Genomic DNA, 18,120 nt, shown 5'->3' with positions numbered 1-18,120 from the left:
ACCTCCTCAGGTCTCACAATTTTTCTGCGATTCGCAGCTTGGCCGAACGAGCGCGTGGATTAGTCTCCAGCTCCTGCTCACTCGGAACAATGGGCTTGCGGTTCACTAACCGAAGCTTTCCTGTACCGCCGCACACACATTTAGGGAAATCCGGCGGACAAGTGCACTTTTCTAAAAGGCTCGCAAATAGTTGCTTGCAGATTCGATCCTCCAGGGAATGAAACGTAATGACGGCCGCCCGGCCGCCCGGATTCAGGCAGCGAATTGCCTGCTCCAAAGCTTCTTCCTCCGCGCGCAGCTCATCATTAACGGCAATCCGCAGCGCCTGGAACGTACGCTTTGCAGGATGTCCGCCTGTGCGCCTTGCCGCTGCAGGAATGGACAGCTTAATTAGCTCGACAAGCTCTCCCGTCGTTTCAATCGTCTTGCTTTCCCTTGTCTTGATAATCGTCCTGGCGATGGATCTGGCAAACTTCTCCTCGCCATAATGGGACAGAATGCGCGAAATTTCACGTTCATCCCATGTGTTGACAATTTCATGAGCGGTCATTGCCCCGCCTTGATCCATCCGCATATCAAGCGGCGCGTCATGATTATAGCTAAAGCCACGCTCTGCCTCATCAAGCTGAGGGCTCGATACACCAAGGTCAAACAGGATGCCATCTACCTGAGGTACGCCGTCCACAACTGGCACATCGCAAGTGAGCAGCATTTGTTCCAAATAACGGAAATTGCTTTTTACAAGTGTTACTTTATCCAAATACGGTGCAAGCCTGATCTTTGCGTGGTTCAGCGCAATATCATCCTGATCAAAAGCGATTAACCGTCCTCCCTCGCCCAAACTCGACGCAATGCGTTCACTGTGTCCCGCCCCGCCGAGCGTGCAATCGACGTAAATGCCGTCCGGCTTAATGGCCAGGCCGTCAACCGCTTCCTCCATAAGTACTGTTACATGCTGAAACACGCAATTGCCCTCCCGTTCTTGTTGTCTAGTCTTGGTCGTATTGTTCCATCATTAGCAAGTTTTCGAAATCGCCCGTTTAAAAGTTGAAGTCAAAGTCGACCAGCTTCTCGGCAATTTCATTGAAGGTTTGCTCGGACTCTGCATAATAGCCGTCCCAAACTGCCTTGCTCCATATTTCTACCCTGCTTGAAACCCCCAGAACCATACAATCCTTGTCAATTTTCGCATATTCTCTAAGATGTCCCGGCAAGTTTACCCTTCCCTGTTTATCCAGCTCGCATTCGGTTGCCCCGGAAAAAAAGAACCGGGTGAACGCCCTTGCATCTGCCTTCATGAGCGGAAGCGATTTGAGCTTCTGCTCAAGCACTGTCCATTCGCTCATGGGATAAACAAACAAGCAGTTGTCGAGACCGCGGGTGGCAATAAAGGAAGCGCCTAGTGAATCACGGAATTTGGCTGGTACGATAAGCCGACCTTTGTCATCAACGCTGTGTTGATATTCGCCCATGAACATAAGATCGCCTCCACCCTCTCTCCCTTATTCCCCACTTTGCTCCACTTTCCCCCACATAACATAGTGTAATTCGCCATACAACAATAAAATCCTGCTCATAGGAGCAGGATTTTGTTAAAATGTTTGGCCTTATGAATAAATTTTCATCTTACCTTTCGTTTCCAGCACGGAAAGCGAGCTTAATGTGCGCTATTGCTGCTCAGGCTCTGGCTTTGCAGGCGGTGTTTTGGCGCGGGAGCGACGTACAAACCACCATATGACAAGCCCGATGATTACAGGAATAACGAGTGCGGGAAGCGCTCCTGCGAGGAAGACGAGCAGCCCTTGAAGAACGTTCCATGTTCCTTCGTAGCTTGCTTTGAAGGACGACAGCATTTTGCCGCCTAGCGATTTCTCTTCCTTGTCCGTCTTCACTGACACATCAATCGGCTGATACAGCCTCAGCTCAATCGTTGAGAAAGCTACATTTTTGTCCAAATAGCGCGTGCGTCCTTTGATCTGTTCAATTTCCTCCTGAACCTTTGCAAGCTGCTGCGAAAATTTGACCAAATCATCCGCTTTTTCCGCCTTATCCATGAAAGCAAGCAGCCTTTGCTCCACCACCTGCTTCGCCTTAAGCCTCGCTTCCAGATCGACGTATTCCTCCGTCACATCGGTTCCTTTCAGCTCGCGCTCCAGATGCTTGTTCTCGATTCCCTCCAGCCGCTCCACAAATGGCATAAATCCTTGAGCCGGCACCTTGATCGTATAGTTCGCACCCTTCTCATTGCCATACTGCCCATCCTGAAAAGCAAGGATGTACCCGCCAGCCTGATGGATGGCATTACGCAGCTGCTGGGCCGCCGCCTCATAGTCGGCAACCTCCATCGTCATTGTCGCCGTATAGATCAGCTTTTGGTTAAACGCTTCTCCTCCTATCGTCATGCTGTCGATGGGGCTGTCTGAGGGTGCGGTCGTCAACGCTTTATTGTCTAAAGCAACGCTCGCTTCTGTAGAAGCAGCTGCACCTTCACTCTTGTCTGAACTGGTACTATATTGTTCAAGCTTATCGAAAGAAGTCTGTGCTGCACTCGTTTCCCCCTCAGTTGCATGATCGCTGTTTGCAGACGAGCAGGCCGAAAGCAGCAGCATAAAAGCCAACAAGAACGATGTCGGCAGCAAAATGAGCTTTTTATTTAAGCTTCTTTCTTTGGCTGTTTCTTTGGCTGTTTCTTTCACTTTCATTTTTGTTTTCTCTATTTTTGTCATAAAAATGGCCCCCTTTGCCTTAGTTACCGTCCTAGACGTAAATTTTGACAAAAGGTTGCTCTTTTTGGAAACAAAAACAGCCGCTGCCACCGCATTTAAGCGGCAGAAGCGGCTGTTCCTCTATTTCTCTGTTGCTATGCAACAAGGGGCTGGGCCTAGACGTTCCAGCTGTCCTGATAAGCAATTTGCTCTGCTGTCAGCGTATCGATGCTGATGCCCAGCGATTCCAGCTTGATGCGCGCTACGCTTTCGTCCAGCTCATACGGCAAATTAACCACTTTTTTGCCCAGTGCTTTATACTGCTCATTTACATAGCGGAGCGACAGTGCTTGAAGCGCAAACGTCGTATCCATAATTTCTGCTGGGTGGCCATCGCCTGCTGCCAAGTTGACAAGGCGTCCTTTGGCAATGACATAAATGCTTCTGCCATCTTCCAACTGGTATTCCTCAATATTGTTGCGAACGGTGCGCACATTGGTAGAAAGCGCCTTAAGCTCAGGAATGTTGAACTCCACATCGAAGTGTCCAGCGTTCGCCAAAATCGCGCCGCCTTTCATCACCTTGTAATGCTCGCCGCGAATGTTGTCGCGGTTGCCTGTTACCGTAATGAATACATCGCCCAGCTTGACCGCTTCCATCATCGGCAGCACGGTGAAGCCGTCCATATGCGCTTCCACGGCACGAATCGCGTCCACTTCAGTGACGACTACTTTGGCGCCAAGGCCTTTGGCGCGCATCGCTACGCCTTTGCCGCACCAGCCGTAGCCTACGACTACGACGGTTTTGCCGGCAATAACGAGGTTCGTCGTTTTGTTCAGCGAATCAAATACCGATTGGCCTGTACCATAACGGTTGTCGAACAAATATTTGCAGTAGGCATCATTAACCGCAACCATCGGAAGCTGCAGCGTGCCATCCTTCTCCATCGCTTTCAGACGAATGATGCCCGTCGTCGTTTCTTCCGCGCCGCCACGAAGATTTTCACGCAAATCCGGGCGGTCTTTATGCAGCAGCGTAATCAGCTCGCCGCCGTCGTCAATAATAAGGTCCGGCTTCGATTCGATCGCTTTAATAATGAGCTCATTGTACTCTTCAGGGCTAGGATTATGCTTTGCAAACACGGTAATGCCGTCTTCTACGAGCGCCGCACAAATGTCATCCTGCGTGGACAGCGGGTTGCTGCCCGCAATTGTAACTTCCGCTCCGCCAGCCTTTACCACTTTAGCCAAATAAGCCGTTTTCGCTTCCAAATGCAGCGCAATCGATACTTTCAAGCCTTTAAAAGGCTGTTCCTTCTCAAATTGCTCGCGAATGCTGGAAAGCACAGGCATATGGGCGCTAACCCAATCAATTTTCAAATGTCCTTCCGGAGCAAGCTTAATGTCGCGAATAATGCTTTTGTCAATTGTGCTCATAGGTATATTCATCCTCCAAATTTAAGTTTATAAATAAATGATTTGATGACCGCCCAGCGGGGAAAAAGGAGCTTCCAGCAGCTTGTCGAGCCACGAGGTTCCATAACGGTTCCAATAAGCGATCATATTCAGCACCCGCTCCTGCGGTTTGCCGCTTGGCCACAAGGACAGCGCAATGCGGTCCAACTGGCGAATAGCCGCTTCGTATTGCTTCTCATGGGCATCCTTTGTGCGCGTCTCAAGAAACGTAATTTGCTCGATAATTTTCTGACGATTCGTATCGCCAAGCTTGGCAAGGCCCGGTTGTACCGAAGCAGCCAGGTCAAGCAGCGGCGCATACAAATCCTCAAACGCCTGCTTCGCTGCGGCAAACTTCTCGTCAATGGACAGCTGGTCCTGCTCCGCCAGCCACTGCTGCTTGCGCTCCTCGAAGCGCACCGCCACATCCTCCAGCGTCAGTTCATATTTGCTCATATGCTTGGCCACTGTACCTTCAACAAGCGTATAGGATATACGCGGCAATACAAGTGGCATTTCCATATCCAGCTTGCGGAAAGCTTCTCCAGTAATCGCCCAATAAGCAATTTCCGCACCGCCCAGCACCGTTCCAAGCACCGGGAACAAATAATCCTGCATCAGCGGGCGTGTCAGCACATTGTTGCTGAGCTGCTCCGGCTGCTGCCGCGCCATGTCCAGCAATTGTTCCTTCGTTTGCGAATAATCGCCCTTGCGGCTTTGGAAGCTTCCTGCCTGCTTATAAAGCAGCGTCCGCTCCTGCCCTTTATCTGTTTGGAAAACAAACAGATTGGCACTGCCAGGTGTTACATCAACCTGCAGCGGATAGCCAAGCTCCTTCACCTGGTTGGCCACAGCTGTATACGCCTGCTCCAGCTCATCGTTGTGCGTAATCAGCTTCTCGAACATCGGCGCCTCTAGCTTGCGCAGCTGCGGATCATCGGCGTCCATAATAACTAGGCCTTGCTTGCTCAGCAAGCAGCTGATTACACCGGCAAACATTTCCGATAACGATTGCGCCTGCTCCGTAATTTGCCCCAGCTGCTGAAGAATTTCCGGCTTAAAATCAGAATGAGGCAGCGCCTGCTCCAGCTCAGCCAGCAGCTCAGCCCACGTATTAGCATCAATAGCCGTCCGGCTAACTGATGTTCTTGCCCCTTCCGGACGGGCAGCCGCCAGCTTGCGCAGCCCTTGGTCAGCGGTCAGCACATAGGCATGGTTCGCTTCGTCCCAGTCATGATCCTCTCCAGCAATCCAAAATACGGCAGCGACCTTTCTCCCAAGCAGCTGCTCGGCATGGCGGGCTGCGCCGATAATCGATACGGCTTTATGTATAACGAGAAGAGGTCCAGACCATAGTCCAGCCTGCTGGCCGCCAACGATAACCGGCGCACCTTCCGCAATCGCATCAATGGCAGCTAGCACCTCGGGCGCAGCGTTCCATTTGCTATTGTAATCACGCAGCACAGCAGCGACTGATGCCGCTTCCGCCCTTGCGCCCGCCGATTCTGCAAGCCGCTTGGCACGCAGCTCCCAATCGCCCTTGCGACCCGGATGATAGCCAAACAAGGACTCAACCCTTGAGTCCGTCAGGTTCACATAGGCATCCGTGAGCGGCTGGGTGCTTGGTAATGAATAAGTTTCGGTAGACATAAGCCACCCCTACCTCCTAATTGAAACCATATATTTAAGCTTAAATGCTTATGATTCTGCCTGTAACAGACAAATTGATTGTACACAAGATGTAGGGCGCGCGTCAAAAAGAAAAACAGACCCTTTGCAAAAAGGCCTGCTTTGCAGCAGTTTGCAGTCTGTTACAATCCGCCATTATATCGAAAATATAGATTGCCCGATGGCAATAAACATAAGCAGCAGATAAAGCATGCTCATCGTGAAAAATCCAAGCCGCCATACGGCGCGGAATATTCTTTTCACATTGACGCTGCCGCGTTTGCGGAACTGGGCGTTGCCCAGCAAGCCGCCGCCAATCAGCATAAACAATAAAATGCCATATAAACCAAAAGAATTATTAAACAAGGAATCAAGCAGTACAGCCACGCATCCGATCAGCAGCGCAGTCGTCACATCCATTGCCAGACGAAAAGCTTTTTTGCGGTCTTGTATAATTGCGCCGTAGCCAAAATAAATCAGGAGAAAAGGTATTACCGGAATAACCGCCATATAGGCATAAAAATGCTTGATGCTCTCCCATATTATTCCCATCTGTATCGCCTCCCTATCGCCGATCATCCTGCAAATGCCGTACCATTTCGCTCATGGCATCGTTCAGCGGCGATTCCATGCCAACACGTCTCGCAAGGCTGGAAACGCCGCCATTAATCCATTGCACTTCAGTTGGACGGCCCGCCCGTACATCGCTAAGCATCGATGAAACATTGGCTGAAGTAGCCGCGCAGACAGCAAGCACTCTCTCCCAAGCGCCCTCTTCAAGCTCCGCACCGCCTGCCACTCGTAATATCTTATTTGTTTCCTCATATAAAGCGCGCATGAGCCGCAGCCTTGCCGAATGCTGTGGCAGCTCGCCGTTCGTCACATCAAATATAGCTGTAAGCGGATTAATGATTGCATTAATGAGGAGCTTCTCATAAACTCGATTGTTCATTGTCTTCGACAGCAACACCGTAAATCCTGCCAATTGCAAGGTATTTTGCAACATTAATTGTTGATTTTCATCCTTTTTGCCCGCTGCTTGTCTATTTAATGGCGCTGGGCCAAGCGATAGCTGCCCCCTGCCGGTATGCCGGACCGTTCGTTCATCTTGGCGCAGAGCCCCTTCGGTCGTAACTCCAATAAATAAAGGAAACCCCGGAAGCTCCTGCGCCGCCAGCTCCAGATGTCCGATGCCATTTTGCAAAAAAAGAATAGCAGTAGCTGGGGCCGCGAGCTTCCTTATGGCGCGAAGCAGCTCCCTCGTCAAATCCGCCTGCTTGACGGTGACGAGAATCCAATCTGGCGCTTGCTGCTGCCCCTCGCAGCCAGTCTCTGCTTCTTTTGCTGCCGCACTTAAGCTTCTGCTATGCACCCTTACTATCTTTGCAGGCTGCCGTGATGCTTCCCCAGCTGCGCCCGCTGCGTCAAGCTCCAGCAAGCGAATGCCTTCTTCCGCCAGTAGAACGGACTGATGCTCCGTGCGTGCCCATACTGTAACCTCTGCTTCTGTAGAGGCCAGCTTCGCTGCATGAAGCAGTCCCAGCGCTCCTCCGCCTACTATGGCGATATGCATTCCCTCTACCTCCTGCTTCCATACGCTTTCTTCCATTATACGCATATCCTATAAAGACGCCAACAGCCCGCCGAATCATCCGGCGGGCTGTTATCGATTCTATTCAATTCGTTCCAGGTTGCCATTGGCATCCATCTTGAAGCGCGGCTTCGCTTCCTCATCATTCGTCAGCACGGCAAGCCGTCTGGCGCGGTCCATAATTTGAATCAACGTTTTGTAATCATCATTAACGGTGTGGTAATCGCTTTGAGCGTTGTTCACCTCACGAGACAATCTTTCATTTTCGCTACGCAAACGGCCAAGCTCCTCTTCCTTCTCTCTCAGCTCTTTCTCGAACGACTTGAGCTGACGTCCTACATCGTGGTACGTTGTCTTGATTTGACGCAGGAAACGAATAACCGAATCAATGGAAAGCAATTCCTCCGTTGATTGCGCTTCCGCCTTGAAACCTCTCTCGTCTGTCGCCTCATAAGCAGACAGCGAAGATACTTGCGGGGTTGCCGCTATCGCTTGTTTTTTCAAATAATTGCGTTTCTGCCGCTGTTGCTTGGCAATTTGGATTGCCTCTTCATAACGCTTGCGGACGCAGCTGTTCCAGCGGAATCCACATGCTGCGGACGTGCGGCCAATCCGCTCCCCCACCTCTTCGAAAGCTCCAAGCTGGGTACTGCCTTCTCTAATATGGCGCAGGGTCACTTCGGCGAGAATTAAATCATCGTCTGGACTCCACGCATCTTGTCTGACTGCTGTCATGCAACCAAAACCTCCTAACGTAAAGACGCTTACCTTATATCTATGCCCTTGGTAGAGTTCATAGAATCTATTGGATACTAAATTGTATAACCATTTTTTCAAGCCCTCATACATATTCGGCCTGTTTCTGGTGCAAACTTATGCAGAAAGCAGGCTTTCTTCGCAAAAAATGTTGTCCTTAGCTTATATTTTGAAATAGCAGGTTTACACCTATTTGTACAAACGTTATAATAATCTGTAGAAAATCGTGTCTAAAGCGAAAGGGGGATATACAGATATGGCACGTATGTATCGGGTTTTGGGTTTCTGGACCCTTGTCATTGGCCTTATGGCGTTTGCTGGACATATGACAGAATTTGCATTATTGTTTTTCGCCCAAGCAGTAGCTTTCGTATTTTTAGGCTATTTGAACTTTACAGAAAAAACGTACATCGTTATGTTCTGGGGCTACATGATTATCGCATTTGGAGGCTTTACATATTGGACCGTGTTCCAAATGGGCAATCCTTTTTAAAAATATAAGCATTATAAGTTTCATACTTATTATTAGGCTTATATTTCTCGGAATGAAACGCGCCGCGCTGTCAAAGGACAGCGACAGCCGTTTCACCTTGTGTCCGCTTGAATATCGGAAAAAACGGCGTGATCCTCATGGGTCCGCCGTTTTTTAATGTGCAAAATGGCCCGCATACGCGTAAAATGCCGCGATAATTGCCCTATAGTCCTGTTCATGCTTTTCCAAATGTAAGATATAATAGAATAATTCGCCGCATATAATGACCAAGAAGAGAGGAGGCCGAGAGTGGCATTTCAAAGCTTTCCTACACGGTTCGCGCTGCTTGCGCTGATGGCCAGCATGCTGTCCCTGTGGTGCGTAATGCCTGCATTTGCCGAGCCCGCGACCTCTAATAGCGAGGAAACTCGGCTGCTGCTGGAAAAAAGCCTGTCCGTCGTCGAAATTGATAATGAAATCAAGCGCGTTCAAGTGCAGCAGGTCGACTTGACCAAAGAGACAGCAAGCGCCAAGCAAGCGCTGGAAGAACAGGAGCAACAAATCGCTCACAAGCGCGAGCAAGCCGGTAAAGTACTGCGTGCTTATTATATGGGGGATCGGGATATATGGCTGACTGCGCTGTTATCGTCACGATCATTGTCGGATTTTTTGATGGTTATGGAATATGCCGATTTGATTTTCGCACATGACCGCGATGTGATGAAGCTGTACAAGGAGGAATATGCCCAGCTCGCGAAAGGAATCGAGCAGCTTGGCAAGAAGCAGCAAGAGCTCGCCTCAATCGAGCAGCGGCTGAAAGAACAGCGTGCCCGAGTGCTAACGCTGCAGGAGCAAATAGAAGGCGGACTTGCCGGGCGTTCGGATGCCGACAAGCTGCGGCTTATGATGGTGGAATTGACCAAGTACTGGGAGTCGGTTGGCCTTTATGAAGTCAAGCAGCACTTTAGCGCCTTAGCGAAAGCGATGCAGAAGCTGCCGGAGTGGCTGCAAAACAATAAGCAATATTTGGAAACGAGTGGCCTAACGTATACGATTCGCATTCCCGAGGATGCCCTGAATGCCTTTCTGCGGGAACAAGATGAGCGCTTTAAGCAATTTTCCTTCTCCTTTGAAGATGGCTCCTTGACCGCCTATGGCAAGCGGGATGCGCTGGAGTTAAGCGTGACCGGCCATTATACGGTTGAACAAGAGCCGCGCAATGGCATTATTTTTCATGTAGACGAGCTTCTATTCAATGGTCTATCGTTGCCTGACACGACTAAGCAGGAGCTGGAGAAGCAGTTTGACCTTGGCTTCTATCCCTCCTTGATTATTTCCTTCCTGCAAGCAACTGAAGTGGAAATTAAAGACGGTGAGCTTATCGTCACCTTACAAGTCAAGCTATAGGGATGTCCCTATAGCTTGTACGAATGCTTTCATTGTGATTTCGCCTTCTGCATATTGCCGCCATAGCTGCTGCGCATGCATCCAGCGCTCGTGCCAATCGGGATCAGTCGGCTGAGCGGAAGGCTCGCCGTTCAGCACCTTAAGCCACCACTGCGGCGGACTGCCGGCCCCCGCTGTACCGCTCTCCTGAATATTATCGGACCCTGTATACAAGGAATTTTTGGCTGGCAGCTTCCCCGTTGTCGCATAGCTTTGCTGCTGCCCGGCAATTTCCACCATTTCTTTAATCCACGTAAAAGCTTCTTCCTTCACTTTACTCGTTCCGGCCACGACATAGCTCCTGCTTCCAAGCCATACGTCATGAATCGCGCCTTTATCCAGCAGCAGCTTGCTTTGCTCCTTCGCAGATAGCTTGCTGTAAACGGACCATGGAATGCTGGCAGCGGCAATATGCTGCTCCACCATTTGTGTGCCTGTAGACAAGCTATAGTCTGCCAGAGCTGTTGCTGTAATTCGCCCCGATATCGACTCCAGACGTTTTAGCTGTTCCTGCACAGCCTTGCTGTCAAAATGCAAATATGCCGCTCCAGCTTCTTCTCCCTCTGCTGTCCATTCATCCAGCCACACAAGCAAGGATGCGACATTATGAGGCTCTACATAAAGCGCCTGCCACTCTTGGCCGCCACTTTCCAGCTTATGAAGCAGATTGCCAAAAGCATCCCAATCCGCTGGTGGCTTCGACAAGCCCGCTTCAGCGAGCAAAGCCTTGTTCCATACCGTCACGTAAGGGTCTGCATCAACAGGGATGCCCCACAAATAGCTGTTCCACTTCAGCGGGTCAAGCAGCCTTGCAGGACGCTCAGCCATTGTATCAGAGGTGCTGGGCACATCGACGGGATTGAGCAAGCCGCGCACCGCAAACTCGCGCACCCATTCGCTGTCCATGAGCATAACATCCGGTGCTGCTCCAAGCTCCAGCGCTTTTTTCCACTGGGCATAGCCGTCGCCTTCATCCACTATATTCGTCAGCTTGACCATTGTATTCGCATGCTTCATTTGATAGCTATTTGTCGCTTCCTTAAGCTTAGAAAATTCATTCTCATCCATGGAAACGGTTACATTTAGTATCTGCGATTGATCTGCCTGCTCTTCTCCGCCCGCTGGCTCGGCATTCGTATCTCTATTTAAATTTTCAGCCCGGTTAAGGGTCCTGTCGCTAAAGTTTAATAGAAGAAAAATAATAATGAATAAAGCCAAAACCGCTGTCATTGTAGCATATTTCCTGATCGACACAGCAACCCTTCCCCTCTACTTTCATCTGGGCACATTTTATATCATAGCAATTAATGCAAGTATTGTCCAAATTAGTAGAGAGCGGAGTATTGGTGAAAACGGAGCTGCGCTGCATGAAAGGTTTGGCTTTCGATCGCTATTGCCGATGGATTCTATGGAATTTACGCTAAAGCGTAGAAATCCATCGGCAAATGCGAACGCTCCGCTTCTACAGCTCAAACCTTTCATTCCGCTTTGCCATTTTCACCAAATGGGAAAGCGCAGAGAAAAGGACTGCGCTCATTTCGTCGCAGTCCACTTATATAAACCAATGATTTCATTTTCGCCTTATTTGCAGCGGCTCAATGAAAGAAATTAGAGCATACCTCAGCTTAGAAAGCTGATAGCTAAGAACAAGAGCCAGCGCTTAAAGCAAATCCGCTGCCAGCTGAGCCAGCTTGGAGCGTTCGCCCTTCTCCAGCGTCATATGGCCGCTAATGCCTTCGTTTTTGAAATGCTCTACAATATGCGTTAAGCCATTGCTGGTCGCATCCAAATACGGATGGTCAATTTGCTCTGGGTCGCCCATAAGGACGATTTTGCTGCCTTCGCCTACACGCGATACAATTGTCTTCACCTCATGCTTGGTCAAGTTCTGAGCCTCATCAATGATAATGAATTGGCCCGGAATGGAGCGCCCACGAATGTAGGTCAGCGCTTCTACTTGAATGCTGCCAAGACCCATCAATATTTTCTCAATATCCCCGGATTTTTTCGTATCGAATAAATATTCCAGATTGTCGTAGATCGGCTGCATCCAAGGCCGCAGCTTCTCCTCCTTCTCCCCTGGCAAATACCCGATATCTTTGCCCATTGGAACGACCGGACGGGCAATTAACAGTTTTTTGTATTTATGCTCATCTTCTACCTTGAGCAGGCCCGAAGCCAGAGCAAGCAGTGTTTTGCCTGTGCCAGCTTTACCCGTTAAGGTGACAAGCGGAATTTCATCGTTAAGCAGCAACTCCAGCGCCATGCGCTGCTGCGCGTTGCGGGCCGTAATGCCCCACACCGGATCATTGCTGAGGAACAGCGGCTCCAGCTTAATCCCATCCTGCGACACTTTGAGCAGCGCGGACTTGGAGGTGCCCATTTCATCTCGCAAAATGACAAATTCATTCGGATTCAGCCTGCTGCCAAGCTGCAAATTTTTCACCGTCAAAAACCGGTACGAATAAAACTCGTCGATAATCGAAGGATGAACGAACAACGTCACATATCCGGCGTATACGTCAGAAGGGGCTACAATGCGGTCAGACATGTAATCTTCTGCCATCAGGCCGAGCACATCCGCTTTAATGCGGACAAGCACGTCCTTGCTCACCAGCACGACAGAGCTTATTTCCTGACGATCCAATTGCTCTAAGTGATAGTTCAGAGCAACCGCCAATATTCGGTTGTCATTAGACATCTCGCCAAACATTTCCTGAACCCGCACGAAGCTGCGGTGATTTAATTCTACCTTGAGAACGCCGCCGCCAGGCAGCGGAATACCTTCGTGAAGCCGTCCTTGCTCACGCATTTTATCGAGCGTACGTGAGATAGAGCGGGCGTTGCGGCCAAGCTCGTCTGCCAATCTTTTCTTGGAGTCAATCTCTTCCAATACCACCGCGGGAATGATTACTTCATTATCGCCAAAGGCGAAGATCGCTTGCGGATCATGAAGCAGCACATTTGTATCGAGCACGAATATTTTTTTCATGAAAAACCCTCCCGGCGTGGACATTCAATTGAAAGGCCTATACATAGCCATACTATACTGCGGGTACACTAGGTTCTGAATAACGATCTGCAACAAGAAAGACGAGGTGGCTCACGTGTATAAACGGTTATTGGTTTTGATCGCAATCGCTGTTATTGCGGCTGGTTGCAGCACCGTCAAGCGAAACGAAATGGCATCACCCTCTCCACAGGAAAATCATGCGAATGGCGCTGTAAGGGCGCAGCAGCTTGCGGAAGATTCCGTTAAACCATTGAAAACGAATAAGGAAGTCGCTGATCATCTTGAAAAGCTTGCAAAAGGCGTTCGCGGCGTAAGCAACGCGCATTGCGTCGTGCTTGGTAAAACAGCCGTTGTCGGCATCGATGTCGACAGTAAGCTGGATCGTGCTCGAATTGGTACGATTAAATATTCCGTTGCCGAAGCTTTCCATAAAGATCCTTATGGTATGGATGCTGTCGTAACAGCCGATATGGACGTCTCACAGCGGCTGAAGGAAATGGGAGCCGATATTCGGCGCGGAAAGCCGATTAAGGGCTTCGCTGAAGAAATGGCCGATATTATCAGCCGCATCGTGCCGCAAATCCCACGCAATGTGACGCCTCATCAGCCGGAGCAGCCACAGACGCAGACGCAATCGCACACCCAGTCTCGCATGCAGGAGCAGGAGCATCAGCTCCATGAGAAGCAAATCCAAAAGCACGCAACGCATGTGGACAAGCATTAACCGCTAGCGCAAACGCACAGAAAGCCTGACGACCCTATGATCGTCAGGCTTTCTTATAGGCGTACATACTTGTTCACGAGAAGTACAGATAACCGAAATGACGTTTGGACAAGCTTCTGCCGTCATAGCCACACCAGCAAAACCACGTTTAAAACGAGGCATGCAATCAGCTTCGATGAGTTGCTCGAAATTGGCGGCTAAGAATACGGTCATCAGCATGACCTCCTTCTAACAGGAATAGCATTCGGTATCCTTAGCTCCTATTATAGCCATTATTGAATCCAGCGTCTATGGTTATTCAGCCATTTTTGCCTGAAGTACCGCGCGCGCCTCCTCAAGCGATGTGGAATCGACATATACATATGGGCTCTTCCACGTTCCGTTTAACGCTTGGAACGTAATATCGGAGCTGCCCATACCCAAATATGTACTGAGCATATTTTTAATTTCAGACGGAGGCATATCGAGCGTCAAATTACTGCCGACTGCGCCGATGACCTTATCGTATTTCGTAACGCCCTCAAACGATTTCATTTTATCAAAAATCGCTCCAATGACTTCCATTTCCCGACGATTGCGGTCGAAGTCGCTCGATTCGGCTGTTCCCTGATTCGATTTGCGATAGCGCACATAATCGAGGGCATTTTTCCCATCAAGCACCTGCTGGCCCTTGCTTAAATTAATGTTAGTGCCATCGGCTGTATCCCGGTAACGCATGTCCATCTCCACATTCACCTCAACGCCATCAAGCGCATCAACAACATCGGTGAAGCCTTTAAAGTTAATAATACCGGTATACTTCAAATCAACGCCAAAATATTTGGACAGCATTTCGCGAATTTCCTTTTTTGCTTCCTTCTCTGCCGCTTCTTTGTCCATATTTTTCTCAGAACGGGCATTGTTGAAAAAAGTGCTGTAATTCGCATTCGCCTTCCGCTCGCGATAACCATCTACTTGCAGCACTGAATCCCGTGGAATCGAGATGACGGACGCTGATTTTGAATTTGGATTAAAAATAGCGACCAGCATCACGTCGGTATTTAAACCGCCGCCTTTTTCACGTGAGTCAATACCGAGCAGCACCATGCCTGTAGGCTTTTTCTTAACAGACTCTTCTTCCGGCACGACAATATTGTTCGCCGTTCCAATCGTATCAACCGCATTGGTAGCCACGTAAGCAAGATAACCGACATATAACATAATTAAAATAAGAACGGAAAGCACAGCAAACATAATTTTAATCCAAACGCTGCCTTTTTTCTTTTTCTTCTTTGGCTTCGGAGCTGTTTTCTTGGCCCCGCCCGGCCTGCTTGCAGCCGTTCTAGGGGGTAATCCTTTAGAGCCTTCGCTCATAGCAACCACCTTCAAATCCTTTGGATTTCGTTTCTGTCCTCATTTACGCAAAGAAGCAGCGATACCCACGAATTCTCGCGGATATCGCTGCTGCAGAAGGCAGATCCGATCTTAAGAACACGCTAACGTCTCATATGCCGTTACTTCCGGAGTCTGATTCCTTTACAGCGTGCTTGCCTGCCCGTTTACTTTGCAGCTTGTCATACAGCTGGCGACCGCGAAGCATAAGCATCATTAATACAGCAATTCCCATACATTGAATAATCGGCAGCGAATCCACCTGTAAAATCCAAAGTACGAAAGAACCGAATACGATCAAAATGTAAACCAGTACTTCCTTTAGAATTGGCAGCTTCGCATTATTCGCCCGAAACACGGTATTGAAAATATAGATCGTGAATCCTAATATAAGCAAATAAGAAACGACCCAATGATCACTAAACCATTGCTGCATGCCGTTAAACCTCCAATCAGGCGGCTAGCGCCTTAAACGCCAGCTTGTGATGTTTTGCGTTGTTTTTCTGCACGCTCGCGCTCGCTTTTGTTCAAGATTTTTTTGCGAAGACGAATCGACTTCGGCGTAATTTCGCAATATTCGTCATCGTTCAAATACTCAAGCGCGCTCTCCAGGGAGAACAGACGAGGCGTTTTGAGTTTAACGGTATCGTCTTTACCAGCGGAACGAATATTCGTCAATTGCTTTTCTTTACAAATGTTAACGACGATATCATTGTCACGCGTGTGCTCGCCAACGATCATGCCTTCGTAAATTTCTGTACCTGGCTCCAGGAACTGAATACCACGATCCTCTACGCCCATCATGCCGTAGAAAGTCGTTACGCCGTTCTCAGTAGCGACAAGAACGCCTTGGTGACGTCCACCAACGCCAGAACCAGCAAGCGGACCGTAGCTGTCAAATGCATGGTTCATAATGCCGTAGCCGCGTGTAAGCGTAAGGAAAGAGGTACGGTAGCCGATCAAGCCGCGAGCTGGGATAATGAACTCCAAGCGAACTTGGCCTGTGCCGTTGTTCACCATGTTGACCATTTCAGCTTTACGGGAGCCAAGGCTCTCCATAACAGCGCCCATGCTTTCTTCCGGCACGTCAATGATCAGACCCTCGTAAGGCTCTTGCTTCACGCCGTCAATTTCCTTAACGATTACTTCCGGTTTCGATACTTGCAGCTCAAAGCCTTCACGACGCATGTTCTCAATCAGAATCGTCAAGTGAAGCTCGCCGCGTCCCGATACGATAAAAGCATCCGGGCTATCTGTTTCATCTACGCGCAAAGCAACATCCGTCTCAAGCTCTTTGAACAGACGCTCACGCAGTTTACGGGAAGTAACCCATTTGCCTTCGCGACCAGCAAAAGGACTGTTGTTGACAAGAAACGTCATTTGCAGCGTCGGCTCGTCAATTTTCAGAACCGGCAAAGCTTCCGGATTCGCTGGATCAGCAATCGTTTCACCGATGTTAATATCTTTAATACCTGCAATGGCTACGATATCACCAGCGCCTGCTTCTTCGATTTCAATCCGTTTCAGACCTTGGAAGCCGAACAGCTTCTCGATTCTAGCCTGCTTCTTGCCGCCATCACGCGTCATAACGGCAACGGTCTGACCTTGACGAACGATACCACGGTTTACACGGCCAACCGCAATACGACCCAAGTATTCATTATAGTCAAGCAGCGTCACCAAATATTGCAGCGGCTCCTCTACATTCTCTGTTGGCGAAGGAATATGGTTGATGATCGTTTCATACATCGCTTCCATGTTCTCATCTTGTTTGTCAGGGTCAAGACTCGAAGTGCCCATCAATGCGGAAGCATAAACGACATTAAACTCCAGTTGCTCATCACTTGCACCTAGCTCGATGAACAGGTCAAGCACCTCATCCACAACTTCTGATGGACGAGCATTAGGACGGTCAATTTTGTTCAATACTACGATAGGCTTCAGGTTCGATTCCAATGCTTTGCGCAATACGAATTTCGTTTGCGGCATGCACCCTTCGAAAGCATCAACGACGAGCAATACGCCGTCAACCATTTTCATAATACGTTCAACTTCGCCGCCAAAGTCAGCATGTCCTGGTGTATCAACGATGTTGATCAAATAATCTTTGTACGTAATCGCAGTATTTTTCGCCAAAATGGTAATGCCGCGCTCACGCTCTAGATCGTTGGAATCCATCGCACGCTCCTGAACCGCTTCGTTCTCACGGAAAGTTCCTGATTGCTGAAGCAGTTTGTCAACCAACGTTGTTTTGCCGTGGTCAACGTGCGCGATAATCGCGATGTTCCGAATGTTCTCTCTTGCTTGCATAACTAATAATCCACTCCATTTGTCTAATTTTGTATAATCCTAACCGATTGCTTGCCGTCTACCAGCGGGATCGTTTCCCCATCATCATCCATGCTCCGGCCGCAATCAGGATAATAGCAATCGCATATATCCCCCAGCTCCAAACGAGCGCCAAAATCAGCAGTACAGCCGATGTAACAGCGAGAATGGCGGAGGCGTTAAAAAAAACGCGTTCGCGGGATGCGCCGAACAAGTGGTACTCGTACAGCCCAACCGCTACACCCGTTATAAACAGCGGCCAAACATATTTGAGCGTATCCCATCCGAACATGATACAAAGCATGAACAAAATCGAATAAACGATCAGCATGCCTCCTGGAATAAGCACAACTGCCGGAAACAACCTGCCGAAATACAGCACATGCAGCAGAATTCCCGGAATAAGAACGAGAAGCGGCCAAAAATTGGATCCCAAAAAGCTGAACACACCCAGTTTGCCAAGCAATATTACGATACCAGCCAGCAGCACAATAATTCCAGCGGAATATTTGTTGTTAGGCATCCGCGCTTCCGCTCCTTACAACGCCTTACGCATATCCTGACGAAAGACGACAGTTTTTATCTTTACTAG

Annotated in this window: 19 protein-coding genes; 4 read left to right on the top strand and 15 right to left on the bottom strand. The window is 49.2% G+C overall.

Annotated elements, in window-relative coordinates; translation table 11 throughout:
- Positions 1–13: 13 nt before the first annotated feature.
- The 8 genes from rsmH to AC6B99_RS25085 all read right to left on the bottom strand — a co-directional run bounded on the left by rsmH (position 14) and on the right by AC6B99_RS25085 (position 8,153).
- Positions 14–964, bottom strand: a complete 951-nt coding sequence (gene rsmH, locus AC6B99_RS25120) for a 16S rRNA (cytosine(1402)-N(4))-methyltransferase RsmH (protein ID WP_056041648.1) — start codon at positions 962–964, stop codon at positions 14–16.
- A gap of 76 nt (positions 965–1,040) precedes the next feature.
- The gene (gene mraZ, locus AC6B99_RS25115; RefSeq protein ID WP_046230405.1) at positions 1,041–1,478 is read right to left on the bottom strand and encodes a division/cell wall cluster transcriptional repressor MraZ; all 438 of its coding nucleotides are present in this window, start codon (positions 1,476–1,478) and stop codon (positions 1,041–1,043) included.
- A gap of 189 nt (positions 1,479–1,667) precedes the next feature.
- Positions 1,668–2,726, bottom strand: coding sequence for a DUF4349 domain-containing protein (locus tag AC6B99_RS25110; RefSeq protein ID WP_496664489.1), 1,059 nt, complete (start codon positions 2,724–2,726; stop codon positions 1,668–1,670).
- A 155-nt stretch (positions 2,727–2,881) separates the two neighbouring features.
- Complete coding sequence (locus AC6B99_RS25105) at positions 2,882–4,141, bottom strand: adenosylhomocysteinase (RefSeq protein ID WP_046230404.1); 1,260 nt, start codon at positions 4,139–4,141, stop codon at positions 2,882–2,884.
- 27 nt (positions 4,142–4,168) lie between these two features.
- Entirely contained in the window at positions 4,169–5,809 is a 1,641-nt protein-coding gene (bshC, locus tag AC6B99_RS25100; RefSeq protein WP_496664488.1) for a bacillithiol biosynthesis cysteine-adding enzyme BshC, read from the bottom strand.
- A gap of 174 nt (positions 5,810–5,983) precedes the next feature.
- Complete coding sequence (locus AC6B99_RS25095) at positions 5,984–6,379, bottom strand: DUF3397 domain-containing protein (RefSeq protein ID WP_099520912.1); 396 nt, start codon at positions 6,377–6,379, stop codon at positions 5,984–5,986.
- Between the two features lie 13 nt (positions 6,380–6,392).
- A complete protein-coding gene (locus tag AC6B99_RS25090; RefSeq protein WP_496664487.1) occupies positions 6,393–7,436 on the bottom strand; it encodes a ketopantoate reductase family protein in 1,044 nt (347 codons plus the stop codon).
- A gap of 63 nt (positions 7,437–7,499) precedes the next feature.
- On the bottom strand, positions 7,500–8,153 hold the full coding sequence (locus AC6B99_RS25085; RefSeq protein ID WP_056041660.1) for an RsfA family transcriptional regulator: 654 nt from the start codon (positions 8,151–8,153) through the stop codon (positions 7,500–7,502).
- 277 nt (positions 8,154–8,430) lie between these two features.
- Here AC6B99_RS25085 and AC6B99_RS25080 point away from each other — a divergent pair, with 277 nt between their 5' ends.
- Positions 8,431–8,667: a DUF2626 domain-containing protein gene (locus AC6B99_RS25080; RefSeq protein WP_056041661.1), complete on the top strand. Its 237-nt coding sequence runs from the start codon at positions 8,431–8,433 to the stop codon at positions 8,665–8,667.
- Between the two features lie 288 nt (positions 8,668–8,955).
- Positions 8,956–10,053: a hypothetical protein gene (locus AC6B99_RS25075; protein WP_496664486.1), complete on the top strand. Its 1,098-nt coding sequence runs from the start codon at positions 8,956–8,958 to the stop codon at positions 10,051–10,053.
- Here AC6B99_RS25075 and AC6B99_RS25070 read toward each other — a convergent pair.
- Complete coding sequence (locus AC6B99_RS25070; RefSeq protein WP_496664485.1) at positions 10,048–11,322, bottom strand: extracellular solute-binding protein; 1,275 nt, start codon at positions 11,320–11,322, stop codon at positions 10,048–10,050. The two genes, AC6B99_RS25075 and AC6B99_RS25070, sit on opposite strands and share 6 nt — an antisense overlap.
- Between AC6B99_RS25070 and AC6B99_RS25065 the strand changes: the two genes are divergently transcribed.
- Complete coding sequence (locus tag AC6B99_RS25065; protein ID WP_496664484.1) at positions 11,297–11,704, top strand: hypothetical protein; 408 nt, start codon at positions 11,297–11,299, stop codon at positions 11,702–11,704. The genes AC6B99_RS25070 and AC6B99_RS25065 overlap by 26 nt on opposite strands.
- A gap of 48 nt (positions 11,705–11,752) precedes the next feature.
- On the opposite strand, the gene AC6B99_RS25060 is transcribed toward AC6B99_RS25065, so the two are convergent.
- Entirely contained in the window at positions 11,753–13,084 is a 1,332-nt protein-coding gene (locus AC6B99_RS25060; protein ID WP_056041668.1) for a PhoH family protein, read from the bottom strand.
- A 115-nt stretch (positions 13,085–13,199) separates the two neighbouring features.
- Between AC6B99_RS25060 and AC6B99_RS25055 the strand changes: the two genes are divergently transcribed.
- Complete coding sequence (locus AC6B99_RS25055; protein WP_494880704.1) at positions 13,200–13,829, top strand: YhcN/YlaJ family sporulation lipoprotein; 630 nt, start codon at positions 13,200–13,202, stop codon at positions 13,827–13,829.
- A gap of 3 nt (positions 13,830–13,832) precedes the next feature.
- Here AC6B99_RS25055 and AC6B99_RS25050 read toward each other — a convergent pair whose 3' ends face one another.
- The 5 genes from AC6B99_RS25050 to AC6B99_RS25030 form a co-directional block, all read right to left on the bottom strand.
- The gene (locus AC6B99_RS25050) at positions 13,833–14,042 is read right to left on the bottom strand and encodes a hypothetical protein (protein WP_099520919.1); all 210 of its coding nucleotides are present in this window, start codon (positions 14,040–14,042) and stop codon (positions 13,833–13,835) included.
- Between the two features lie 81 nt (positions 14,043–14,123).
- Positions 14,124–15,182, bottom strand: a complete 1,059-nt coding sequence (locus AC6B99_RS25045) for an LCP family protein (RefSeq protein ID WP_056041672.1) — start codon at positions 15,180–15,182, stop codon at positions 14,124–14,126.
- 130 nt (positions 15,183–15,312) lie between these two features.
- Positions 15,313–15,636 (bottom strand): YlaH-like family protein, encoded by a 324-nt coding sequence (locus AC6B99_RS25040; protein ID WP_056041674.1) that lies wholly within the window; start codon positions 15,634–15,636, stop codon positions 15,313–15,315.
- Positions 15,637–15,668: 32 nt separating this feature from the next.
- Entirely contained in the window at positions 15,669–17,510 is a 1,842-nt protein-coding gene (gene typA / locus AC6B99_RS25035; RefSeq protein ID WP_056041676.1) for a translational GTPase TypA, read from the bottom strand.
- A 58-nt stretch (positions 17,511–17,568) separates the two neighbouring features.
- Positions 17,569–18,051, bottom strand: coding sequence for a hypothetical protein (locus tag AC6B99_RS25030; protein WP_046230390.1), 483 nt, complete (start codon positions 18,049–18,051; stop codon positions 17,569–17,571).
- Between the last annotated feature and the right edge of the window lie 69 nt (positions 18,052–18,120).

The organism is Paenibacillus liaoningensis (assembly GCF_059609455.1).
This window is presented reverse-complemented; position numbering and strand designations above follow the sequence as displayed.